This is a genomic window from Oribacterium asaccharolyticum ACB7 (genome assembly GCF_000238075.1).
In the GTDB taxonomy this organism is placed as follows: domain Bacteria; phylum Bacillota; class Clostridia; order Lachnospirales; family Lachnospiraceae; genus Oribacterium; species Oribacterium asaccharolyticum.
The window spans coordinates 431,134-449,766 of sequence record NZ_JH414506.1 but is presented as its reverse complement, the minus strand read 5'-3'; the positions used below and the strand labels follow the sequence as shown (position 1 = coordinate 449,766).

Here is an 18,633-nt window from a genome sequence, read left to right as displayed (position 1 = left end):
ACTATGGGGAAAGAGGGGCAGAAAGGCTATAGTAGAAAAGGTAAGAGCAGACAGCAGCAGGATATAAGCTATAGTAGGATTGATGAGGGCAGTAGTAGAAGAAAGGCTATAGTAAGATTGCTAAGGGCGGACAGTAGCAGGAGACAGAATCATGGAAAAAGAAGATTGTAAAATATTGGTGGTGGACGATGAGAAAGAGCTTAGAGAACTTTTGCAGGAACTATTAAGAAAAGAAGGATATCTTTCGGTGGAGGTCGCTTCTTCTTGTAAAGAAGCGGAAGCGAAGCTTTCAGAGAATTGCTATCAGCTGATTCTTTTGGATGTCATGCTGACCGATGGCAATGGCTTTGATTTTTATAAAAAGCAAAAAAATGGAGGTCTACTTTCCGAGGTTCCGGTGATTTTTCTCTCTGCAAGGGACGAGGATAGGGCTCGTTTGCATGGCTTGGGACTGGGAGCGGATGATTACATTACCAAGCCTTTTCTCCCGGAAGAGCTCATCCTGAGAATTGCCGCCGTGCTGAGAAGAACCTGTCATTTAGAGGAGAAAGAGCAGGGTGTGCAGCTTGGGGAATCGCTGGTTTCCATTGATGCAGGAACAGTGATACGACAAGGAGAAAAGCTTTCTCTAACGGCTAAGGAACTGGCGCTTTTTTCTATCCTATACCGTAATAAGGGGAAAATTGTTACCACGGATACCCTCTGCGATGCCCTTTGGCCGGATGGGAATTTCGGCTTGGAAAGCTCTTTGCTTGTGCATATGCGGCATTTACGGGAAAAGATAGAAAAAGAGCCTTCTAAACCCGTATTTCTACTGACCGTAAGAGGCCTTGGCTACAAACTGGAGATAGGAAGATGAGAGGGAATAGAGAACGGAAAATGCAGCTGATTGCTCTTGTGGTTTTGTTGACGATATTCCTACTGTTTGCAGACCTTCTGTTTTTTGGGTATTTTTTTATCTCGAAACGGTATGCCTTCTTATCCCGACAGTCAGGAGATTATGGAGCATTTACATAAGGAAAATGACGAGTACCGCTTAGAGGAAGAGGAAGCCGAAAAGCTCTCCGGGGCACAGCAATTTACCATGCTACTTGACAATGGAGGCAATATCCTTTGGAGTGAGTTCCTGCCGAAGGAGCTTCAAAAAAACTATACCTTACAGGACGTGGCAAAGTTTACCCGTTATTATCTGGAAGATTATCCGGTGCGAACCTATGTGGTGCCGGAAGGCTTATTGATTATCGGACAAAAGAAAGAGCAGATTTGGAAATATACTCTGGAATATGATGAGAATGCTGTTCGAAATCTTATAGAGCTTCTACCGCTTCTTTTTCTCGCAAATGCGGTCATTCTTGTTTCCGTTCCAATATGGATACAGAAGAAACGGGCAAAGCAAAAAGAGGAAGAGCGTACGGAATGGATTGCCGGGGTTTCCCATGACATTCGAACGCCCCTTGCCATTGTTCTGGGAAATGCGGAAATGATTGCAGCTACCACGGAATCGGAAGAAATCAAAGATCGCGCGCTAAGGATTGAGAAGCAGGGACTTCGTCTTCGCCGCCTTGTAGAGAACCTGAATCTTTTCAGTAAGCTTTCTTTTGGCTATGGGAACTTGGAAAAGGAAAAAATCCAGGTGAGCCGTTTTCTTCGAAAGACGATTACGGAAATGCGGAATCAAACAGAAGATGAAAGGGTGCAGTTCAACTTGGATATTGAGGAAGATTTGCAGGGGCTGGAACTGTGCTTCAATGAAAATCTAATGGAAAGAGCACTGATGAACTTATTATACAACGCAGTCCAGCATAATCCTGAAGGATGTGAGATAACAGTTAAGTTATATCAGGATGAGAAAGCCCACGTGTTTCTCCATGTGGAGGATAACGGTTGCGGCATAGAAAAAGCTGCGCTGGAAAGACTGAACCGGAAAAACTATGAGTGGGAGCCCAGCACAGGACAGCATGGATTGGGATTAAAAATTGTAAAACAGGTAATCAATCGTCACCGATGGAAGGTGCAGTTTAAGGAAGGAAGTCAAGGCGGATTTTTGTGTTGTATACAGATGGGATAAAAATGATTACCAAGGGATAAAAGTTGTAGGAAGAGCAACAAAGTATATCAGGCTGAAATAAAAATCATATTAAATTGACTCGCATTGTGCAAAGGTCTAAGATATCCCTGTATAAGTAAAAGGAAGGTGAAAGATATGATTTTAAACAACGAGAAGAAATTGAACCCTACGACAAAGTCCGCCGGTGTGGAGCAAGAGTTTCAGAAAATTGCCAGAAAAGAAGCTTCTTCGGTCTTACAGGAATTAGGCTGCACAGCAAATGGCATCAGCGATGAAGAACGGGAAGAAAGACTCGCGAAATACGGCTATAACGACCTTTCCGCCATGCAGAAGCATGGCGTATTCTATTTTTTATTTCACAGCTTTACCGATGCTTTTATTATTGTTCTGCTTGTTTTGGCTATCGTTACCTTTGTTGTGGAAAGGGATATTCTGTCCGGAGTCATTATACTGGCACTGGCCTGTATGAGTGCGGTGATTCGATTTACCCAGGACTACGGCTCCTATCTGGATATGCAGAAGCTAAAGGATATGGAGCACGATACGGTAAGAATCCGGATTCCGGGAAAGGACGGCACGGAAATCAGAGAAGTGCCGGTGGAAGAGGTGGTACCCGGGGATATACAGCTCATCGGCTCAGGAGATATCGTGTGCGGAGACCTCTATCTTCTGGAGAGCAGAGACTTGTTCCTTTCGGTTTCCGCCTTTACGGGAGAATCCATTCCGGTGGAGAAATATACCGGAGTGGATCAGAGAATTGTTAATGCAGCGGAATTAAACAACCTCTGCTTAGGCGGTTCCACGGTGAATTCCGGCACCGGAGTCGGTGTGGTGATACGAACCGGAAAGAATTCCTATCTGGGAAAGATTTCTTCCACCATCCATACACAGAAGAAAGAAACCGATTTTGATAAGAGCCTGTCGAAGATAACTAAAATCCTCATTAGCTACATGATAGTGGTGGTTCTTTTTGTATTGCTTATTAACGGCCTTGTGAAGAAAAACTGGCTGGAAGCCTTTTTATTTTCCATATCCGTTGCGGTAGGTATTACCCCGGGAATGTTACCGATGATTGTGAATGGAACCCTTGCCAAAGGGGCAAAGTTCCTGGCAAAGAAGAAGACCATTGTAAAGAACATGTCCGCCATCCAGAACTTAGGAGCTATCGATGTGCTGTGCACCGATAAGACCGGAACTCTTACCATGGACAATGTGGTTTTACAGAAATATATCAATGTAAATGGCGAAGATTCCTATGTGGTTTTGAATTATGCATGGATGAATGCCTACTATTCCACAGGGGTAAAAAACCTGATTGACCGAGCCATCCTATCCTATGGCGCGGAAAGCAATGTGCAAAAATACGCCGGGGGCTATGTGAAGTCCGATGAAATTCCCTATGATTTTGAGCGCCGGAGAATGAGTGTGGTGATTTCCAATCCGGGTGGGGAGCATCTGGGAGAGGAAACAGAAGAAATTCTTCCCAAACCCCAGGATGAGGTATTGATTACCAAAGGGGCATTGGAATCCGTACTTTCCTGTTGCAGTCGTATTCGGATAAAGAAGGAATATATGGACATTCAGGAAGAAGACTTGCAGAAGATTAATGTCCTTTCCGAGAAATTAAATCATGAGGGAATGCATGTCATCGGCGTTGCGGCAAAGAGGAAAAATGCGGGGGACACCGCTGTTTTCCATGCGGAAGACGAAACCGACATGACCTTCCTGGGTATTATTGCCTTCCTGGATCCGCCCAAGCCGGATGCCAAGGAAGCGATTCATGGACTATATGATGCGGGAGTTCACGTCAAGGTAATCTCCGGAGATGCCCCCGTTGTGGTGGAACACGTATGTAAGCTGGTGGGGATGAAGGTAGGAGAGCAAAATGCGGTAACAGGCTCCGACTTGGAAAAGATGAGCGAGGAAGAGCTGTCCCGTGTTGTGGAGAAAAATGACATTTTCGCCCGTCTCTCTCCCATGCAGAAGCAGCGTGTGGTGGATGCCCTTCGGAAAAACGGACACGTGGTGGGCTATATGGGAGACGGTGTAAATGATGCGCCCAGTCTTCATGATGCGGATGTAGGCATTTCCGTGGACAATGCCACAGACGTTGCCAAGGCCAGTGCGGACATTATCCTCTTGGAGAAGAGCTTGACCGTCATTTTAAACGGTATCTATGAAGGAAGACGAATCTACGGAAATATCCTGAAATACATGAAAATGGCATTATCCGGCAACTTCGGAAATGTGTTCTCCGTATTGATTGCCTCGATATTCTTGCCCTTTTTACCCATGTTGCCCCTGCAGATTTTGATTCAGAATCTCATCTATGACTTTACGCAGATTGCGATTCCCTGGGACAATGTGGACGAAGAATTCCTGCAAAAACCCCATAAGTGGAACAGTGCATCTCTTGTGACCTTCATGAATGTAATGGGTGGCGTGTCCTCCGTATTCGATGTGATGACTTTCCTGGTACTTTGGTTCCTTTTGGGCTATAACAGCCTTTCCATGCAGAACTACTTCCAGACAGGCTGGTTTGTAGAAGGTTTGATTTCCCAAATCCTGATTGTGCAGTTCATCCGTACCTCGAAGCGACCGATTCTGGATTCCAAGTGCGACTCCAGACTGGCGCTGGCCTCGGCACTGGGCATTTTTGCGGCCATTTCCATTCCCTATCTTTTTCATAATCTGGACAATACGGTATTTACGGAAATGCCCATGGATTACTTTTGGTATTTGCTCGTTATTCTAGCACTCTACGGACTTACGATTGAGACCGTGAAGAAGCTCTATATCAAGAAATACGGGGCTTGGCTATAAGTTGATATTTTGACGATTGTTTTGGAAACCGTATTGTTCGTGTCCTTCGTAGTGCGGCAGTTTCCGAAGGAAATCAGGAAGGAAATGATTTGAGCGTAAGAGAGATGGGCACAAGAGAAGTTATTAGGATAAGATTGAGGAGGTAACAATATGTGGCTGATTTTTGCGATTTTATCATCCATTTTCGCATCGTTAACTGCAATATTTGCAAAGATGGGCATTGAAGATGTGAATTCCAATCTTGCAACAGCCATTCGAACCGTAGTGGTTCTCCTCTTGTCTTGGATTATGGTCTTTTTTGTTCATGCGCAAAAAGGGATAGGACAAATTAGCTGGAAATCTTGGATTTTTCTTATCCTATCAGGGCTTTCTACAGGTGCGTCCTGGCTCTGCTATTATAAGGCAATGCAAATAGGAGATGTGTCTAAAGTAGCGGCAGTGGATAAGTTTAGTATTGTGATTACCATGGTTCTGGCTTTTTCACTTCTTCATGAAACGAGTAGTATAAAAACGATTTTGGCATGTATTTTAATAGCTGGAGGAACAGTTCTTATGGCACTGTAAAGGTGGTGACAGAGTGAAAGCGGAGATTCAAAAAGTGAATTCCTATAAAGAAGAGCAAGCGGTGATTCGTGCTGTCAAAGTGACGGAAAACATTCAAACTGCCGTAAATGCTCTTGAAAATAGTGGCCCTGTTATCACTGCCCGCTCTAATGGGGAAACTGTCCTCTGTCCAGTTGATAAAATTTATTATATAGAATCCGTGGATAAACGAACCTTTGTCTATACAAAGGATAATTGTTTGGAAGTACAACATAGATTATATGAACTGGAAAATACGCTAAGCCGGAATTTCTTTAGGGCTGCAAAGGCGATGATTATCAATATGAGGAAAATCAAGTCAGTGCGAGCGGAACTTAACGGAAGAATGACGGCAGAACTTTTGAATGGAGAGCGTGTGATTATTGCAAGATCCTATGTGAAAGAACTGAAAGAAAGGTTGGGATTATGATATGCAAAAACTAAAGATCATTTTTCACCAGACTTTTATGATTTCGACAGCCATTCTTTTTGGAATTGGAATGCTGATGCTTATACAGCATTTTGCCTTAGGGGTGCAGACTCTTAGTTTGCAATGGAGTGACCCTCTTTCTATTTGTTTCACAGGATTTTTATCTTCCTTACCGACATATTTTCTTTTGGATATGGATAGCTTGAAGAAAAGCGAAGTCCGGATCAGAATCGGAATCCACTTTGTCTCGGTTCTCGGAATCGTGGTTTTGTGTGCACAGATTTTTCATTGGTTCGGACAAATCATCAACTTACGTATCATTTGTCTCATGTATAGTGCTATTTATCTCTTTGTGTGGTGTGCAACGGCATGGATGGCAAAGGCCGATGAGATTAAAATCAATGAAGCCATTAAGGATCTGCAAGATGCGGAATAAAAAATAATGAAATGGATTATACAGAGAATAATTGCCTTTAGTGGTAAAAGGATAAGGAGGCTAGTATGAAAAAAGTATTATACGAGGAATTACTTCCCGAAGAATATGTACAGAAGATAAAGGAGATGCCGGTTGCTTATCTTCCGCTTGGCACACTGGAATGGCATGGTCCGCATATGCCTCTTGGAGCTGACGGGATCCAGTCAAAGGAACTGTTTGTCCGGGTAGCGGAAAAGATTGGCGGAGTGGTACTTCCGATGCTGTTCATGGGACCTGATCGTGTATTTGATGATTGGGGAACTGTATTCTATGGAATGGATATCAATACAGAGGGCGCATTAAATACCTATTATGCCCAGCAGATGAAGGGCAGTGCTTACTGGATGGAAAAGGGACTGTTTCAGAATCTGCTGCGTAGTATTTTGGCTCAGTTGTCCAGAGCAGGAGTTCGCATCGTTGTGGGACATGGACACGGTCCGTCAACAAATGCATTTCAGGAACTGAAGGAAGAGGCTGAAGAAAAGTACGGACTACGCATTATGACAGCATGGACCTATGCGGAGGATGAGAGACTGAAATATCAGAATGACCATGCCGGAGCAAATGAGACCTCTATTGTCATGGCCGTTCGACCGGAGTTGGTTGATTTTGGACAGGTAAAAGAAGATGAAAGTAATCTGATTGGTATTGCAGGACGTCATCCGGTCAGAGAATCATCGGTAGCATTCGGAAATGAAATTCTGGAATATACAATGAAAACATTGATCGCAGGAATTGAAAAGGAGTATAAGACAATAAGAGAAAGATAGATACGGATTGTTTTAAGCTGCTTTATAAAGAAATAACTCTATTGGAACAAATAGAAAATATAGATTTTCATGAAAAAAGTGCAACTTGGTAAGCTGTAAATGCAGTTTGGTAAGGTGGCACTTTTTTTAATATTTATATGGTGATAAGTTGATTTTTGTCAGAACCGAGGGCAGAACTGCAGTGCAAAATTGCAGGAAGAACTATAGAGGCACCAAGAAGGAGTGAATCGGATGAATGCAATCACAGTAAAGAACTTAAGCAAAAACTATAATCAAACGACTGCGGTGGATCATATTTCCTTTTCCGTGAAAGAGGGGGAGTTTTTTGCGTTTCTCGGGGAGAATGGTGCGGGGAAATCCACAACCATCAATATCCTCTGCACTATTTTAAAAAAGACAGAGGGGGAGGTAGAAGTCTTTTCCCACAAGCTTGGAGAAGAGGATGACAAGATTCGGGAGAAAATAGGCATTGTTTTTCAGAACTCTGTGTTGGACAGCGTATTGACAGTAAAAGAAAATCTGTTGACAAGAGCGTCCTATTACGGAGTGAATAAAGAAGAAATTTTGGAGCGCTTGCAACCTTTGATGCAGGCCTTTGAACTGGAAAGTATTTGGAACAAAAGATATGAGAAATTATCCGGAGGACAGCGAAGAAGAGTCGATATTATCAGAGCGCTTTTACATAATCCGAAGATTCTCTTTATGGATGAGCCCACAACCGGGCTGGACCCCATGTCCAGAAAAGTGGTCTGGGAGTATATCAATTATCTTCGAAAAGAAAAACAAATGACGATATTTCTTACAACACATTATATGGAAGAAGTAAGAGATGCAGATCGAGTTGTGATCCTGGATAAGGGACGAATTGTAGCAGAGGATACACCGGTGGCTTTAAAAAGGAAATACACGAATACAAAACTGATTTGGTATGCAGAGAAATGTGGTGACAATGAGCTTGTGCTGAAAGACATGGAATATTCTTATGAAGCGGATCACTACATTGTGCCATTGGAATCAAAAGAGGGGTTCCATCTCAGTGAGTTCCTCTATACAAATCGAAATGAAATCAGAGATTATGAAATTGTAAAAGGCAGTATGGATGACGTATTCCTACATTTAACAGGAAGAAAGCTGGAGGTATAAGATGAGGGGGATTTTGGGATTTATCAAGAGAAACGTATTGCTGTTTTTCAAGGATTGGCAGAGCATTCTATTCTCTCTACTGACATCCATTATTGTGCTTGTACTGTATTTATTATTCCTGAAAGGCACCTTTGTTAGTGCGATACAAAGTGCAATGGAGCAGTATCCGGGACTGACTTCTATGGTTTCACAAAAGGATATCGCTATGTTTGCAAATCTTTTTTTACTGAGTGGCATTTTAGGCTCCGCAATGATTTCAGTTCCTTTTAGTTGTATTACTGTACTCGTAAAAGATAGGGCGAATAAAGTGGATTATGATATCTTATCAACTCCTTTAAAAAGGGAACAGATTATCTTTGCTTATTTTGTATCGGCCGTGCTTACTTCAATACTTTTGAACAGTATAATTCTGGCTGTCGGCCTTATTGGAATTCGTATGCAAGGAAATATGTATTTGAATATAAGTCAAGTTATAAAAGCCTTTTCTATTGTTGCACTTGGCTCTATCTCGGCAAGCGCAATATTTATGATTGTAGTTTTATTTTTCAAAACCGTCAGTGCTTGCGAAGCTTTCTTTGGAATACTATCAGCAGCTTCAGGATTTGTGATTGGAGCGTATATTCCTATTTCTCAATTTTCAAATGAAGTACAAACCGTGTGCAACCTATTTCCTGCGAGTCAAATAACGATTATGTTGAGAAATATACTGCTTAATGGACTCTTGGAGCATATCAATACAAGCCTTCAAGGAGTGGATCAGGGAATGTTTGTTCTTAGTCTGAAAGAATATTTTACCTTTCAAGCCAAACTGTTTAAGGGGTATTTGGATATGAATAAAATGCTGGAATATATCTTAGGAGTAATACTATTCTGTATCGTAGCGCAAATTATGATTTATTCCGGAAGCTATAAGAAAAACTAAGCCGGGGAAAAGAACTTATTTTTCTATTTTAGAAAAGTGGTAAAAGTAGATAAATAGCCCTACAGGGCATCCTTAATATTCCGATTGACATTCATTATAGTAAATTTATAATAAATTTTGAATTTTTTAATTAGAATTTGTTTTTTAATGACTGATCTTGCCTTTGATAAGAGGGGAGATTTTAGGAGGAATGGAAATGATGACAACAACCATGATTATTTCTACTGTAATGACATTGCTATTGACATTGTCCTTTCCCATAATGCTTTTCATACTCAATAAGAGAGTGAATTCGGTGAAGAAGTTTAGTGCAAACAATCGAAATGGAGCAATTCTTCACCTCTATGGCAAACAGGTTAAGGTCGACGGAAGCAGTCTTGTCAATGTGCCGTTTACTACGGGAAAAGATTTGGAAATCATCGTGACGGTGACTCCCGGTCAGCATACGATTGAAGGAATCTTTGAGTCCACGGAAACGGTGGGCACTAAGACAAGGAATGTCAGAACGGAGAAGTTGAGCTTTAATCTTTCCGTAGAGGCCGGACACAGCTATTCCGCCGCATTGTATTTCTACTCTGCCGAAGAGAGAGCGGACTATTATAAGGGAAGGACAGGAAAAGCTATCTTGGAAATTCCGCTCACTATTATGGAAGACAGTGATTATATAAAGGTATATATCATTGTCTATAGGGAAGACTAAAAAAGAGCCTTTGAAAGGCCCGACTGCCCCTTATGACGGCTATGATGAACGGGACGACACGGAAGAGAAGGTAAGGCAGGCACTTGCATTTTTGCAGGTGCTTTTTTATTTTCAAAGAATTATATTTCTAAAAAATTACCGACTATCAGTCGAAAAAGCTTGACAGCCACCGCTGGCTGCTTTATCATGAAAACCGACCAGTGGTCGAAAATATCAAATAGGAGCAAAAGCTCAAATATGGAGCTCGGAGCATATAGGAAAACCGAGTCGGATATAAAAAACGGAGGCGGATATGAAAAAAGGGGAACAAAGAAAACAGGAGCTGTTAAAGCTTGCCTATCGCATGTTCATAGAAAAAGGTTATGAGAATACCAGCATTGACGAGATTGTGGCCAAGGCGGGTATTGCAAAAGGCACTTACTATTATTATTTTGCAAGCAAAGAGGAAACGCTGGAAGCAGTCATCGAAATGATGATAGAGAAGGAGAGCGCCGTAGCCAAGGAGCTTCTTCAGGCACCGCTTTCTATACCCGAAAAATTGGTTTCGGTTGTAAATGCCTTTCGTCCGGAGAAAGAGGAAGCAGTGATTACGGATGTTCTGGAAAGAAAAGAAAATATCGTTATGCACGATAAAATCTGCAAGAAGATTGTAGAAGTGGCGGTGCCGATTTTGGCAGAGATTGTTAAAGAAGGTATAGCACAGGGGATATTTTCGTGTACACATATTGAAGAGCGAGTGAAGATGCTCCTTGTTACGAGTCAGCATATGTTCGATTATGGAAATTTTGGTGAAAAAGATGTAGAGGTGTATATCGATATGCTGGAGAAGTCTCTGGGGGCAAAAACGGGAACCATGCAATTTATCAGCCAGGTCTTAGTAGAGGGGGCAAAGGAATGAGCAAGGGAATGAGCGAGATTATGAGCAAGGGGATAATCAAAGCGCAGAATAAAGCGCAGAATAAAGCGCAGAATAAAGCGCAGAACCAAGAACAGTTCATACAGGATAAAGATGAATATCGATATAGACCGTGGTTATTCTTTCTCTGTGCATATTTTTTCACATGGATCTTCTGGATACCGGCAATCTTTGTTTCCGAAGATAAGGGTGCGATATTGATGTTGCTGGGTCTCCTTGCGCCGGCAGTAGTCTCTACAGTATTTGTGCTAGCATCCGGCAGTGAGGACTTGAAGAGAGATCTTAAGGAAAAGATTATAGGCTTTTATAAAGTGAAGTGGATGAATGTGTTTTGGGCAGTGGTTCTTTATGCACTGATTATTGTGTTTTCTATACTTTTATCCCTTTTATTTGGACAATCCTTAAAGCAGTTTTCCTTTACGGAAGATTTTTCCTTTACCGGAGTGGGAATAGGTTCTGCTTTTGTGACCATTACGCTGGCTTCGATTATTGAAGAAGTAGGCTGGAAGGGATATTGCGAAGACTCCATAGGGCAATATATGGACTGGTTTATTGAATCCCTGATTTTTGGAATATTATGGTCACTTTGGCATTTTCCCCTGCTTTTTATCAAGGGGACATATCAGGCAGGGCTTATGGTTAATCCCTTGTTTGTCATTAATTTCTTCGTGGGTGCCATACTTATGGGATATATCATCACGTGGGTGTATCTGGTCAGCGACCGCTCCATTCTGGCCTGCATGGTTTTCCATTTGTTTGTAAACTTCATGCAGGAAAAAATCGCGATGACGGCGGAGACAAAGTGTGTGGAAACCATTGTGATTTTCATTGTAACGGCGATTATTGTACTGCTGAATAAGAAAATGTTTTTTGGAACGGAGCACGTTGGAAGACTCTTGAAAACACGATTTGGGGAGGGGAATTAAGATGAGTTCCGGAATGAAAAAGTTCCTCCTTCTTTGGATGGGGGAGCTCATATCGTCTATAGGTGGCGGACTCACTTCTTTTGGACTTGGGGTTTATGTCTTTCAAAAAACAGGCAGTGCGGCAGGAATGGCCTTGGTGACTTTACTTGGATTTCTGCCTACCCTTCTTTTCACTGTTCCGGCAGGAGTGTTGGCCGACCGTTACGATAGAAGAGTTCTGATGATGATTGGAGACGGTTGTTCAGGACTTGGCATCCTTTACATTTTCCTCTGCATGCTACATGGAGAAGCAAACCTCGTTCAGATAAGTATAGGCGTGTTCGTCAGTGCCATATTTTCCTCCCTTTTAGATCCTTCTTACAGAGCAACGATCACGGATTTATTATCCAAGGAGGAGTTTTCCAAAGCCTCCGGATTAGTGTCTTTGGCAGGAAGTGCCAGATATCTGTTCTCGCCCGTTATAGCAGGCCTATTGCTGGCATATCATGACATTTCCCTGTTGCTGCTCATTGATATATCTACCTTCTTTGTTACGATTACAACGACCTTTATAGTAAGGCGAGGAATAAAAGCAAAACAGCCTACAGAGAAACAGTCATTTTTGGAAAGCATGAAAGAAGGCTGGAGAGCAATCCACATAGAGAAGGGCGTTTTTGTGCTTGTCCTGTGTTCTTCTCTGATTACCCTGTTTCTTGGGACTTTACAAATTCTTGTTGAGCCGATGATTCTTTCTTTTTCAGACTCCAAGGTGCTGGGCATTGTAGAAACCCTATGTGCAAGTGGAATGCTTGTATCGGGAATACTCCTCGGAGGTTTCGGCATTAAGAAAGAATATGGAAAAGTTCTTCAAATCTCCTTTTTTATGGCGGGAATCTTTATGATCGGTATGTCAATATTTGAAAATCTGGTCAGCATCAGTATATTTGGTTTCTTTTTCTTTGCTACCTTGCCTCTTTGCAACAACTGCATGGATTATCTTTGCAGGACAAATATACCGGATGCTTTGCAGGGCAGAGCTTGGGGATTTATAGGCTTTCTCTCGCAGCTAGGCTATGTTATTGCCTATGCAGTTTCCGGCTTAGCTGCGGATGGTCTTGGGAGTCTGAGCGGAATGGGTGTCGGACGGGGAGCAGCAATGATGATTGGTATTTCGGGTGTCTTTCTTTCTCTTGTGGCAGTCACATTTCTTCGTTTTCCGGCTATCAGAGAACTGGAAAAGAGGACGGAATAGGGGAATTGTAATAGGTAATTTCCAGAAGTCTAAGGCAATCTGTGAGTTTAAGGAGGCTTAGTCAATGCATCAGAAAAAAATGAATCTATTCTTGCGCGTGCTGTTTATCATTCTCATCATAGCGATATCCGGTGCGGCGATCCTACAGATTTTCGCACCGGAATATATGGGAAGAAACTCTGCGTATGGCATTTCTACAGGATGGCAGAGAGAAATCGGCTTTTGGAATATTGCCGTTTTAGTCATATTGAATACGGCGTACAGGCACTACAATTGGACCTATCTAAAATCCATTTTGCTGGCTCTCATTCTCGGTGGAATCGGCATCGGAAGCAATCATTTTATCCATTATCTTAAGATGCATCAAATGGTAAATTTGATTGGCGCTGTGGAAAATTATCTTCTGGTTCTTGCCTGGATAATCGGATGGAAAATAGAAGAAAGGAGGCAGAATTTATGAGAATATGCGTAGTAGGCCTTGGCGTTATAGGCACAACGTACGGCTATGTGTTCCAAAAAGCCGGGCATCAAGTTGAACATTTGCTGAGAGAAGAGAAAAAATCGAAAGCGCCGACAAGTCTAAATATCAGTTTATTAGACGGACGCTATAACAAAAAAGGAGAAGAAAAAGCGGATCAATATAAGGTGAATCTTGCCGAGTCGAATGCAGAGTATGATTTTATTATTTTGAGCGTGGCAAGCGGAAAAATAAAGGATGCTATAGTGACACTTTCACAAAATCATATTACAGGAAGCCTGATTTTATTCTGTAACTTTTGGAACAGTCGGGATGAGATTGATGAAATAGTGGGTGCATATCCTTATATTATCGGCTTCCCTACTGCCGGTGGAAGCCTTGCCGGGAATGAGCTTAATTGTGTTCTCTTTGACCATATCATGCTGGAAAGGGAGGAAAAAGCAAGGATTTCCAATTACAAAGCTTTAACAGCTCTTCTCGCTTCCGCAGATTTGAAAACGGAGATTCCTCACGACATGGTGGAATGGATATGGCTTCATATGGCCATCAATGCAGGGGTCACCTCTTCTGCTGCCCGGGAAGGGAAAATTGAGCATCCGGCGCAGCTTGCTCTTAATTTGATGAAGGATGCCCATGCCCTTTCTATTACAGTAAAGGCAATAGGAGAAACGATTCAGGTGGTCAAGGCAAGAGGCGTAGACTTAAGCTTCTATAAAAATGAACTTCTCCCGTATAGGATTCCAGCTGCCTTTGCAGGAATTCTTATGAAACGAATGTTCAAAACGAATGAACTTACCCGAAGAATCATGACTTTACATAGTGATGTAGGAGATATGCTATATGGGTGCAAATGTGTTTATGAGACCGGGAAGTTAAAGCATCTCGAGCTACCGATATTTTACTCTACTATGGATAAAATCTTGGCATGATTTTTGATTGACTTTAGGGATTGGCTTTTAACATTTGTTTTTAACATTGGTGTTGGCTTCTACTATTCGGAGAATCCCTAAGCACTTATCCGCTTCAAATATTTTTTCAATGTCTCTTGAATGCTGTCCAGAGAATCCACCATTCCCCGGTCAATCCATTTAAAAAGCACATTCCAGATAGCTCCTACATTGAAGGCAATGAGGTAGTCCGGCTCCAGTTCTCCCATAAGCTTTGCAAAGGGATTGCGACTCATATCCTCTGTTTTACCGTACTCCGGAAGAAATTCATTTAGGCGAATCAGGAGGAAATACAGCATTTTGTTTTTGTGCAGTAAGGAAAGAAAGGCTTTATTTTTATCGCAGAAGGAGAAAATAACAGTGAGCGGATCAACATTTTCCTTGGAAAGTGCTTCGGTATATTCCCCGATTAATTCGTTCAGAATGGACGCCAGTACATCGTCCTTGGAACGAAAGTTCAGATAAAAGGTTTTTCTAGCAAGGCTTGTTTCCATAATAATCTGCTTTACGGAGATTTCTGCATAGGGATACTCTTGCATTAGCTTGAGTAAAGCAGTGGAAATTTCCTGCCTTGACCGTACAGCGGATGGATTTTGGCTTTTCTTCATAGCATACTCTCCTAAAATACACAGAAAGCAAAGATTATGTATCTTTTTTGAAATGATTTACTTTCCTTTGATGCTACAGTACCATGCCCTTGCAAGATACACAAGTGAGTAGTTTTGGAGGAGAAAATGCAGGTTTTAATCATCAATGGGAGTCCGAGAAAAAATGGAGTAACGGCAGCAGTGCTTCATAGGATTGAAGAAAATCTTCGGGGAGCAGGTATAGAAGTGCTATTTTACAATCTGGGGGAAATGAAAATGTCCCATTGTACCGGCTGTAACTATTGCTATAGAACAGGGTATTGCTGTATGGAGGATGATGCAGAGCTACTCTCCAAAAGAATTGAAGAGGCGGACGGAATCGTTTTGGGTTCTCCAACTTACGCAAGTAATGTATCCGGATTAATGAAAGATTTTATAGATCGAGGACATTTTGTGATTGAACAACTGCTTCATAAAAAGTACTGTATTACGGTGGCAAGCGGGGAAAATTACGGAAGTCAAGATACTTTGAAAGTTCTGAAGAACTTTGAAAGTTCTGAAGAATCTTGTGTTATTTTCCGGAGGAAGATTGAGCGGACAGCTCCGAATTAAGTCTTCCTTTAACGATATTGAAGGAATGTTGAGAAAGGGACAAGAGCAGATTGATCAAGTTTCGCAAAGCTTAATCAGGGGAATGAGGGGGAAACAAAATTATCCTTTTCAAAGCATAGTTCATTTTTTTATTTTCCATCTGGGAATCAAGCCCTTTGTAAAGAAAAAAGGCACGTTATATCAAGGGGTTAGGGAAAGATGGAGCAAGTTGGGAATTACCTGAATAAAGGAGATTTTTGTATTGGATGCAGAGAATCTATAAAAAAATATTTGACAAAAAGCAAAAATCCCTTATAATTGACATGGCGTCAGTTACAAAAGGAACTAATTGACATTTTTTAGTAACTTTACGACAAGTACATATGGAAAGGAGTCAGCAGATGTCCAAGCAAAAAATCAATCTTTTTGTAGGTTCTATTGGAGCGTTTATCGGTATTTTTGTTTTTATTGCTTACATTCCCCAGATTTTCGCAAACTTGCAGGGAGACAAAGCTCAACCTTTTCAGCCTCTATTTGCAGCAATTTCTTGCCTGATTTGGGTTATTTACGGATGGACAAAGGAACCGAAAAAGGACTGGATTCTCATTATTCCTAACTCTGCGGGAGTAATTTTAGGAGGATTAACCTTCCTTACTGCATTATAAATCCATGTAATGGCTATAAGAGCCGGCGACTTCGTTAGGAAGTTTGCCGGTTTTTTATTACTTGCCATTCCGGTGGAATTAGTTTAAATAAGGGAAGAAGCTGAATATAGAGAAGAATTCAAACTCACCTGGTGGTAGAATCAATAGAACTCAACTGCCGGTTCCTGTCATTTTCGGCGGTTTCCTGTAAGCTTATGCCGTGAAAGGAGGTGTCCGATATGGATCAAATCAAAATCGGAAAATTTATAGCATCTTGCAGAAAGGAAGAGGGCATGACGCAGGCGGAGCTTGCGGAAAAGCTTGGTATCAGTGACCGAGCGGTATCCAAATGGGAAACCGGAAAGTCTATGCCGGATTCCGGGATTATGCTGGAGCTTTGCGGATTTCTGAAAATCAACGTAAACGAACTCCTGTCGGGCGAAAGAATCATGGCAGAATTCTATAGTAAACAAGTAGAAGAGAATCTTCTCGCAATGAGACGAGAAGTGGAGGAAAGGGACAGGAGAGCCCTTAAGTTAGAATACTGGCTGGGATTCTCGGCAGTGCTCTCCGGCTCAGTCTTAATCCTTTTGGCATCCTTCCTGGTGATGCCTTTCTGGCTGAGGATGGTACTCTCCGCCTTTGCCCTCATGATGATTTTACTGGTCAGCTTTATCGCAGTTGGTATTGAGCAGAAAGCCGGGTACTATGAATGCGGGTGCTGTCATCATCGCTATGTGCCCTCCTACGGTAAGGTCATTCTATCCATGCACAAGGGTCGGGCAAGATATATGAAGTGTCCTGTTTGCGGAAAACGAAGCTGGCAGAAAAAGGTATTGGGAGAAGAATAAAATCTTGTGCATTTTATAAAAATGCCGTTTACGGCAAAAATAGGAAATGCATCTCTTGCGAATTTTCTGAATAATGAGTACACTATTTCATAAAAGTACCGTTTACGGCAAAAATATGAAATGGAGATCAAGATGGAAATCAATAGAGAAATCAATAGAGAAATCAATAGAGAAATCAATAGAGATGTGTACCTTAATCGACTTATTGTCAGGAAACACAATGGTTTCATTAAAGTGATTACCGGAATCAGACGCTGCGGGAAGTCGTATTTGTTGAATACTTTATTTTATAAGCATTTACTTTCGGAAGGCGTAGAAGAGAGTCATATCATTCGATTCGCCTTTGATACAGCAGAAGATTTATTAAAGATTGGAGAAGATCCCATCGTACTGGATAATGAAAAAGAAGAGCGCAAGGTGGATCCCTCCCGATTTATTACCTGGCTGATGCCACAGATTCGTGGTGAAGGGATGTACTACCTTTTGCTGGACGAGGTGCAGAAGCTGGGAGCCTTTGAGTCAGTGCTGAACGGATTCCTTCGGAAGCAAAATGTTGATGTTTACGTAACAGGCAGTAATTCCAAGTTTCTGTCAAAGGACATTTTAACCGAATTTGAGGGAAGAGGGGATGAAGTACATGTGCTGCCTTTATCTTTTTTCGAATACTATGCATTCAAAGAGGGAGATAAAAGCGAGGCTTATGATGACTACTCCGTTTACGGAGGTCTCCCGGCGGTTGTGCTGATGAATACGGAAGAGCAAAAGACCAATTATTTGATATCCCAAATGAAGAACGTGTATCTTCGGGATATCGTGGCTAGATATTCGGTACAGGATGAAAGCACCTTGGGAGAAGTAATTGACGTCATTGCCTCAGGCATTTCCACCCTTACCAATCCAAGGAAAATTGCCGCAACGATGAATTCTGTTTATGGGACAAACATCAGTGATGCAACAGTGGATAAATACATCATCTATGGGGAAGAAGCGTTTATGCTTACTCGGGTAAAAAGATATAATGTAAAAGGGCGAAAGTATATCGGAACCCCGTATAAAATTTATTTTGAAGACCTGGGTCTTAGAAATGCCCGACTTTCATTTCGGCAGATTGAAGAAACCCATATCATGGAGAATATCATTTATAATGAATTGCGATACAGGGGCTATCAGGTAGATGTGGGAACCGTGGAATCCAGAGAGAAGGATACCAATGGGAAAGAGATTCGGGTGCAGAGGGAAATCGATTTCATTGCTACATTAGGAAGCAAGAAGTATTATATTCAGTCTGCCTATGCCATTCCCGATAAGGAAAAGTATGAGCAGGAATGCAAATCCTTTGAACGCACCATGGATTCCTTTAAGAAAATCATTATCGTAGAAAAAAGTATGAAGCCTCGCTATGACGAAAACGGATATCTGATGATGGGAGTTAAGGAATTTTTATTGGATGGGAATAGCTTGCTGATTTAATTCATGAAGAGTATCGTGTGTAAAGCCCACGATACTTTTTTATGGTATTAAACTCGAGAAATTATGGTGGAATTCCACC

Annotated in this window: 20 protein-coding genes; 19 read left to right on the top strand and 1 reads right to left on the bottom strand. The window is 41.8% G+C overall.

Annotation, left to right across the window (positions count from 1 at the left end; translation table 11 throughout):
• The first annotated feature begins 151 nt into the window (after positions 1 to 151).
• The 15 genes from HMPREF9624_RS10070 (at position 152) to HMPREF9624_RS09995 (ending at position 14,393) form a co-directional block, all read left to right on the top strand.
• Entirely contained in the window at positions 152 to 859 is a 708-nt protein-coding gene (locus HMPREF9624_RS10070) for a response regulator transcription factor (RefSeq protein WP_009537652.1), read from the top strand.
• Positions 860 to 1,000: 141 nt separating this feature from the next.
• Positions 1,001 to 2,068, top strand: coding sequence for a sensor histidine kinase (locus HMPREF9624_RS11630; protein WP_009537650.1), 1,068 nt, complete (start codon positions 1,001 to 1,003; stop codon positions 2,066 to 2,068).
• Between the two features lie 135 nt (positions 2,069 to 2,203).
• Positions 2,204 to 4,891 (top strand): magnesium-translocating P-type ATPase, encoded by a 2,688-nt coding sequence (mgtA, locus tag HMPREF9624_RS10060; protein WP_009537649.1) that lies wholly within the window; start codon positions 2,204 to 2,206, stop codon positions 4,889 to 4,891.
• Positions 4,892 to 5,041: 150 nt separating this feature from the next.
• Entirely contained in the window at positions 5,042 to 5,455 is a 414-nt protein-coding gene (locus tag HMPREF9624_RS10055; protein WP_009537648.1) for an EamA family transporter, read from the top strand.
• Positions 5,456 to 5,468: 13 nt separating this feature from the next.
• Complete coding sequence (locus HMPREF9624_RS10050) at positions 5,469 to 5,903, top strand: LytTR family DNA-binding domain-containing protein (protein WP_009537647.1); 435 nt, start codon at positions 5,469 to 5,471, stop codon at positions 5,901 to 5,903.
• A 1-nt stretch (position 5,904) separates the two neighbouring features.
• A complete protein-coding gene (locus HMPREF9624_RS10045) occupies positions 5,905 to 6,339 on the top strand; it encodes a DUF3021 family protein (RefSeq protein WP_009537646.1) in 435 nt (144 codons plus the stop codon).
• Positions 6,340 to 6,404: 65 nt separating this feature from the next.
• Positions 6,405 to 7,148, top strand: coding sequence for a creatininase family protein (locus HMPREF9624_RS10040; RefSeq protein ID WP_009537645.1), 744 nt, complete (start codon positions 6,405 to 6,407; stop codon positions 7,146 to 7,148).
• A gap of 231 nt (positions 7,149 to 7,379) precedes the next feature.
• Positions 7,380 to 8,291 (top strand): ABC transporter ATP-binding protein, encoded by a 912-nt coding sequence (locus HMPREF9624_RS10035; protein WP_009537644.1) that lies wholly within the window; start codon positions 7,380 to 7,382, stop codon positions 8,289 to 8,291.
• Positions 8,292 to 8,304: 13 nt separating this feature from the next.
• Positions 8,305 to 9,213: an ABC transporter permease gene (locus HMPREF9624_RS10030; RefSeq protein ID WP_242822646.1), complete on the top strand. Its 909-nt coding sequence runs from the start codon at positions 8,305 to 8,307 to the stop codon at positions 9,211 to 9,213.
• A 199-nt stretch (positions 9,214 to 9,412) separates the two neighbouring features.
• The gene (locus HMPREF9624_RS10025; RefSeq protein ID WP_081465294.1) at positions 9,413 to 9,913 is read left to right on the top strand and encodes a hypothetical protein; all 501 of its coding nucleotides are present in this window, start codon (positions 9,413 to 9,415) and stop codon (positions 9,911 to 9,913) included.
• A 292-nt stretch (positions 9,914 to 10,205) separates the two neighbouring features.
• Complete coding sequence (locus HMPREF9624_RS10015; RefSeq protein ID WP_009537641.1) at positions 10,206 to 10,811, top strand: TetR/AcrR family transcriptional regulator; 606 nt, start codon at positions 10,206 to 10,208, stop codon at positions 10,809 to 10,811.
• A complete protein-coding gene (locus HMPREF9624_RS10010; protein WP_009537640.1) occupies positions 10,808 to 11,755 on the top strand; it encodes a CPBP family intramembrane glutamic endopeptidase in 948 nt (315 codons plus the stop codon). Before HMPREF9624_RS10015 ends, HMPREF9624_RS10010 begins: the two co-directional genes overlap by 4 nt.
• Before the next feature lies 1 nt (position 11,756).
• The gene (locus tag HMPREF9624_RS10005; RefSeq protein ID WP_009537639.1) at positions 11,757 to 12,986 is read left to right on the top strand and encodes an MFS transporter; all 1,230 of its coding nucleotides are present in this window, start codon (positions 11,757 to 11,759) and stop codon (positions 12,984 to 12,986) included.
• Between the two features lie 64 nt (positions 12,987 to 13,050).
• Positions 13,051 to 13,446 carry a hypothetical protein gene (locus HMPREF9624_RS10000; RefSeq protein WP_009537638.1) on the top strand — a complete coding sequence of 132 codons (396 nt, stop codon included), beginning with the start codon at positions 13,051 to 13,053 and terminating at the stop codon, positions 13,444 to 13,446.
• Complete coding sequence (locus HMPREF9624_RS09995; protein ID WP_009537637.1) at positions 13,443 to 14,393, top strand: ketopantoate reductase family protein; 951 nt, start codon at positions 13,443 to 13,445, stop codon at positions 14,391 to 14,393. The genes HMPREF9624_RS10000 and HMPREF9624_RS09995 overlap by 4 nt, the downstream gene beginning before the upstream one ends.
• Before the next feature lie 77 nt (positions 14,394 to 14,470).
• On the opposite strand, the gene HMPREF9624_RS09990 is transcribed toward HMPREF9624_RS09995, so the two are convergent.
• Positions 14,471 to 15,019, bottom strand: coding sequence for a TetR/AcrR family transcriptional regulator (locus HMPREF9624_RS09990; protein ID WP_009537636.1), 549 nt, complete (start codon positions 15,017 to 15,019; stop codon positions 14,471 to 14,473).
• A gap of 126 nt (positions 15,020 to 15,145) precedes the next feature.
• Between HMPREF9624_RS09990 and HMPREF9624_RS11455 the strand changes: the two genes are divergently transcribed.
• The 4 genes from HMPREF9624_RS11455 (at position 15,146) to HMPREF9624_RS09965 (ending at position 18,554) form a co-directional block, all read left to right on the top strand.
• Positions 15,146 to 15,610, top strand: coding sequence for a flavodoxin family protein (locus HMPREF9624_RS11455; RefSeq protein ID WP_009537635.1), 465 nt, complete (start codon positions 15,146 to 15,148; stop codon positions 15,608 to 15,610).
• Positions 15,611 to 15,990: 380 nt separating this feature from the next.
• Complete coding sequence (locus tag HMPREF9624_RS09975) at positions 15,991 to 16,254, top strand: SemiSWEET family transporter (RefSeq protein ID WP_009429396.1); 264 nt, start codon at positions 15,991 to 15,993, stop codon at positions 16,252 to 16,254.
• Positions 16,255 to 16,472: 218 nt separating this feature from the next.
• Positions 16,473 to 17,084 (top strand): helix-turn-helix domain-containing protein, encoded by a 612-nt coding sequence (locus HMPREF9624_RS09970; protein ID WP_009537633.1) that lies wholly within the window; start codon positions 16,473 to 16,475, stop codon positions 17,082 to 17,084.
• A gap of 132 nt (positions 17,085 to 17,216) precedes the next feature.
• Positions 17,217 to 18,554: an ATP-binding protein gene (locus HMPREF9624_RS09965; protein WP_009537632.1), complete on the top strand. Its 1,338-nt coding sequence runs from the start codon at positions 17,217 to 17,219 to the stop codon at positions 18,552 to 18,554.
• Positions 18,555 to 18,633 lie beyond the last annotated feature (79 nt).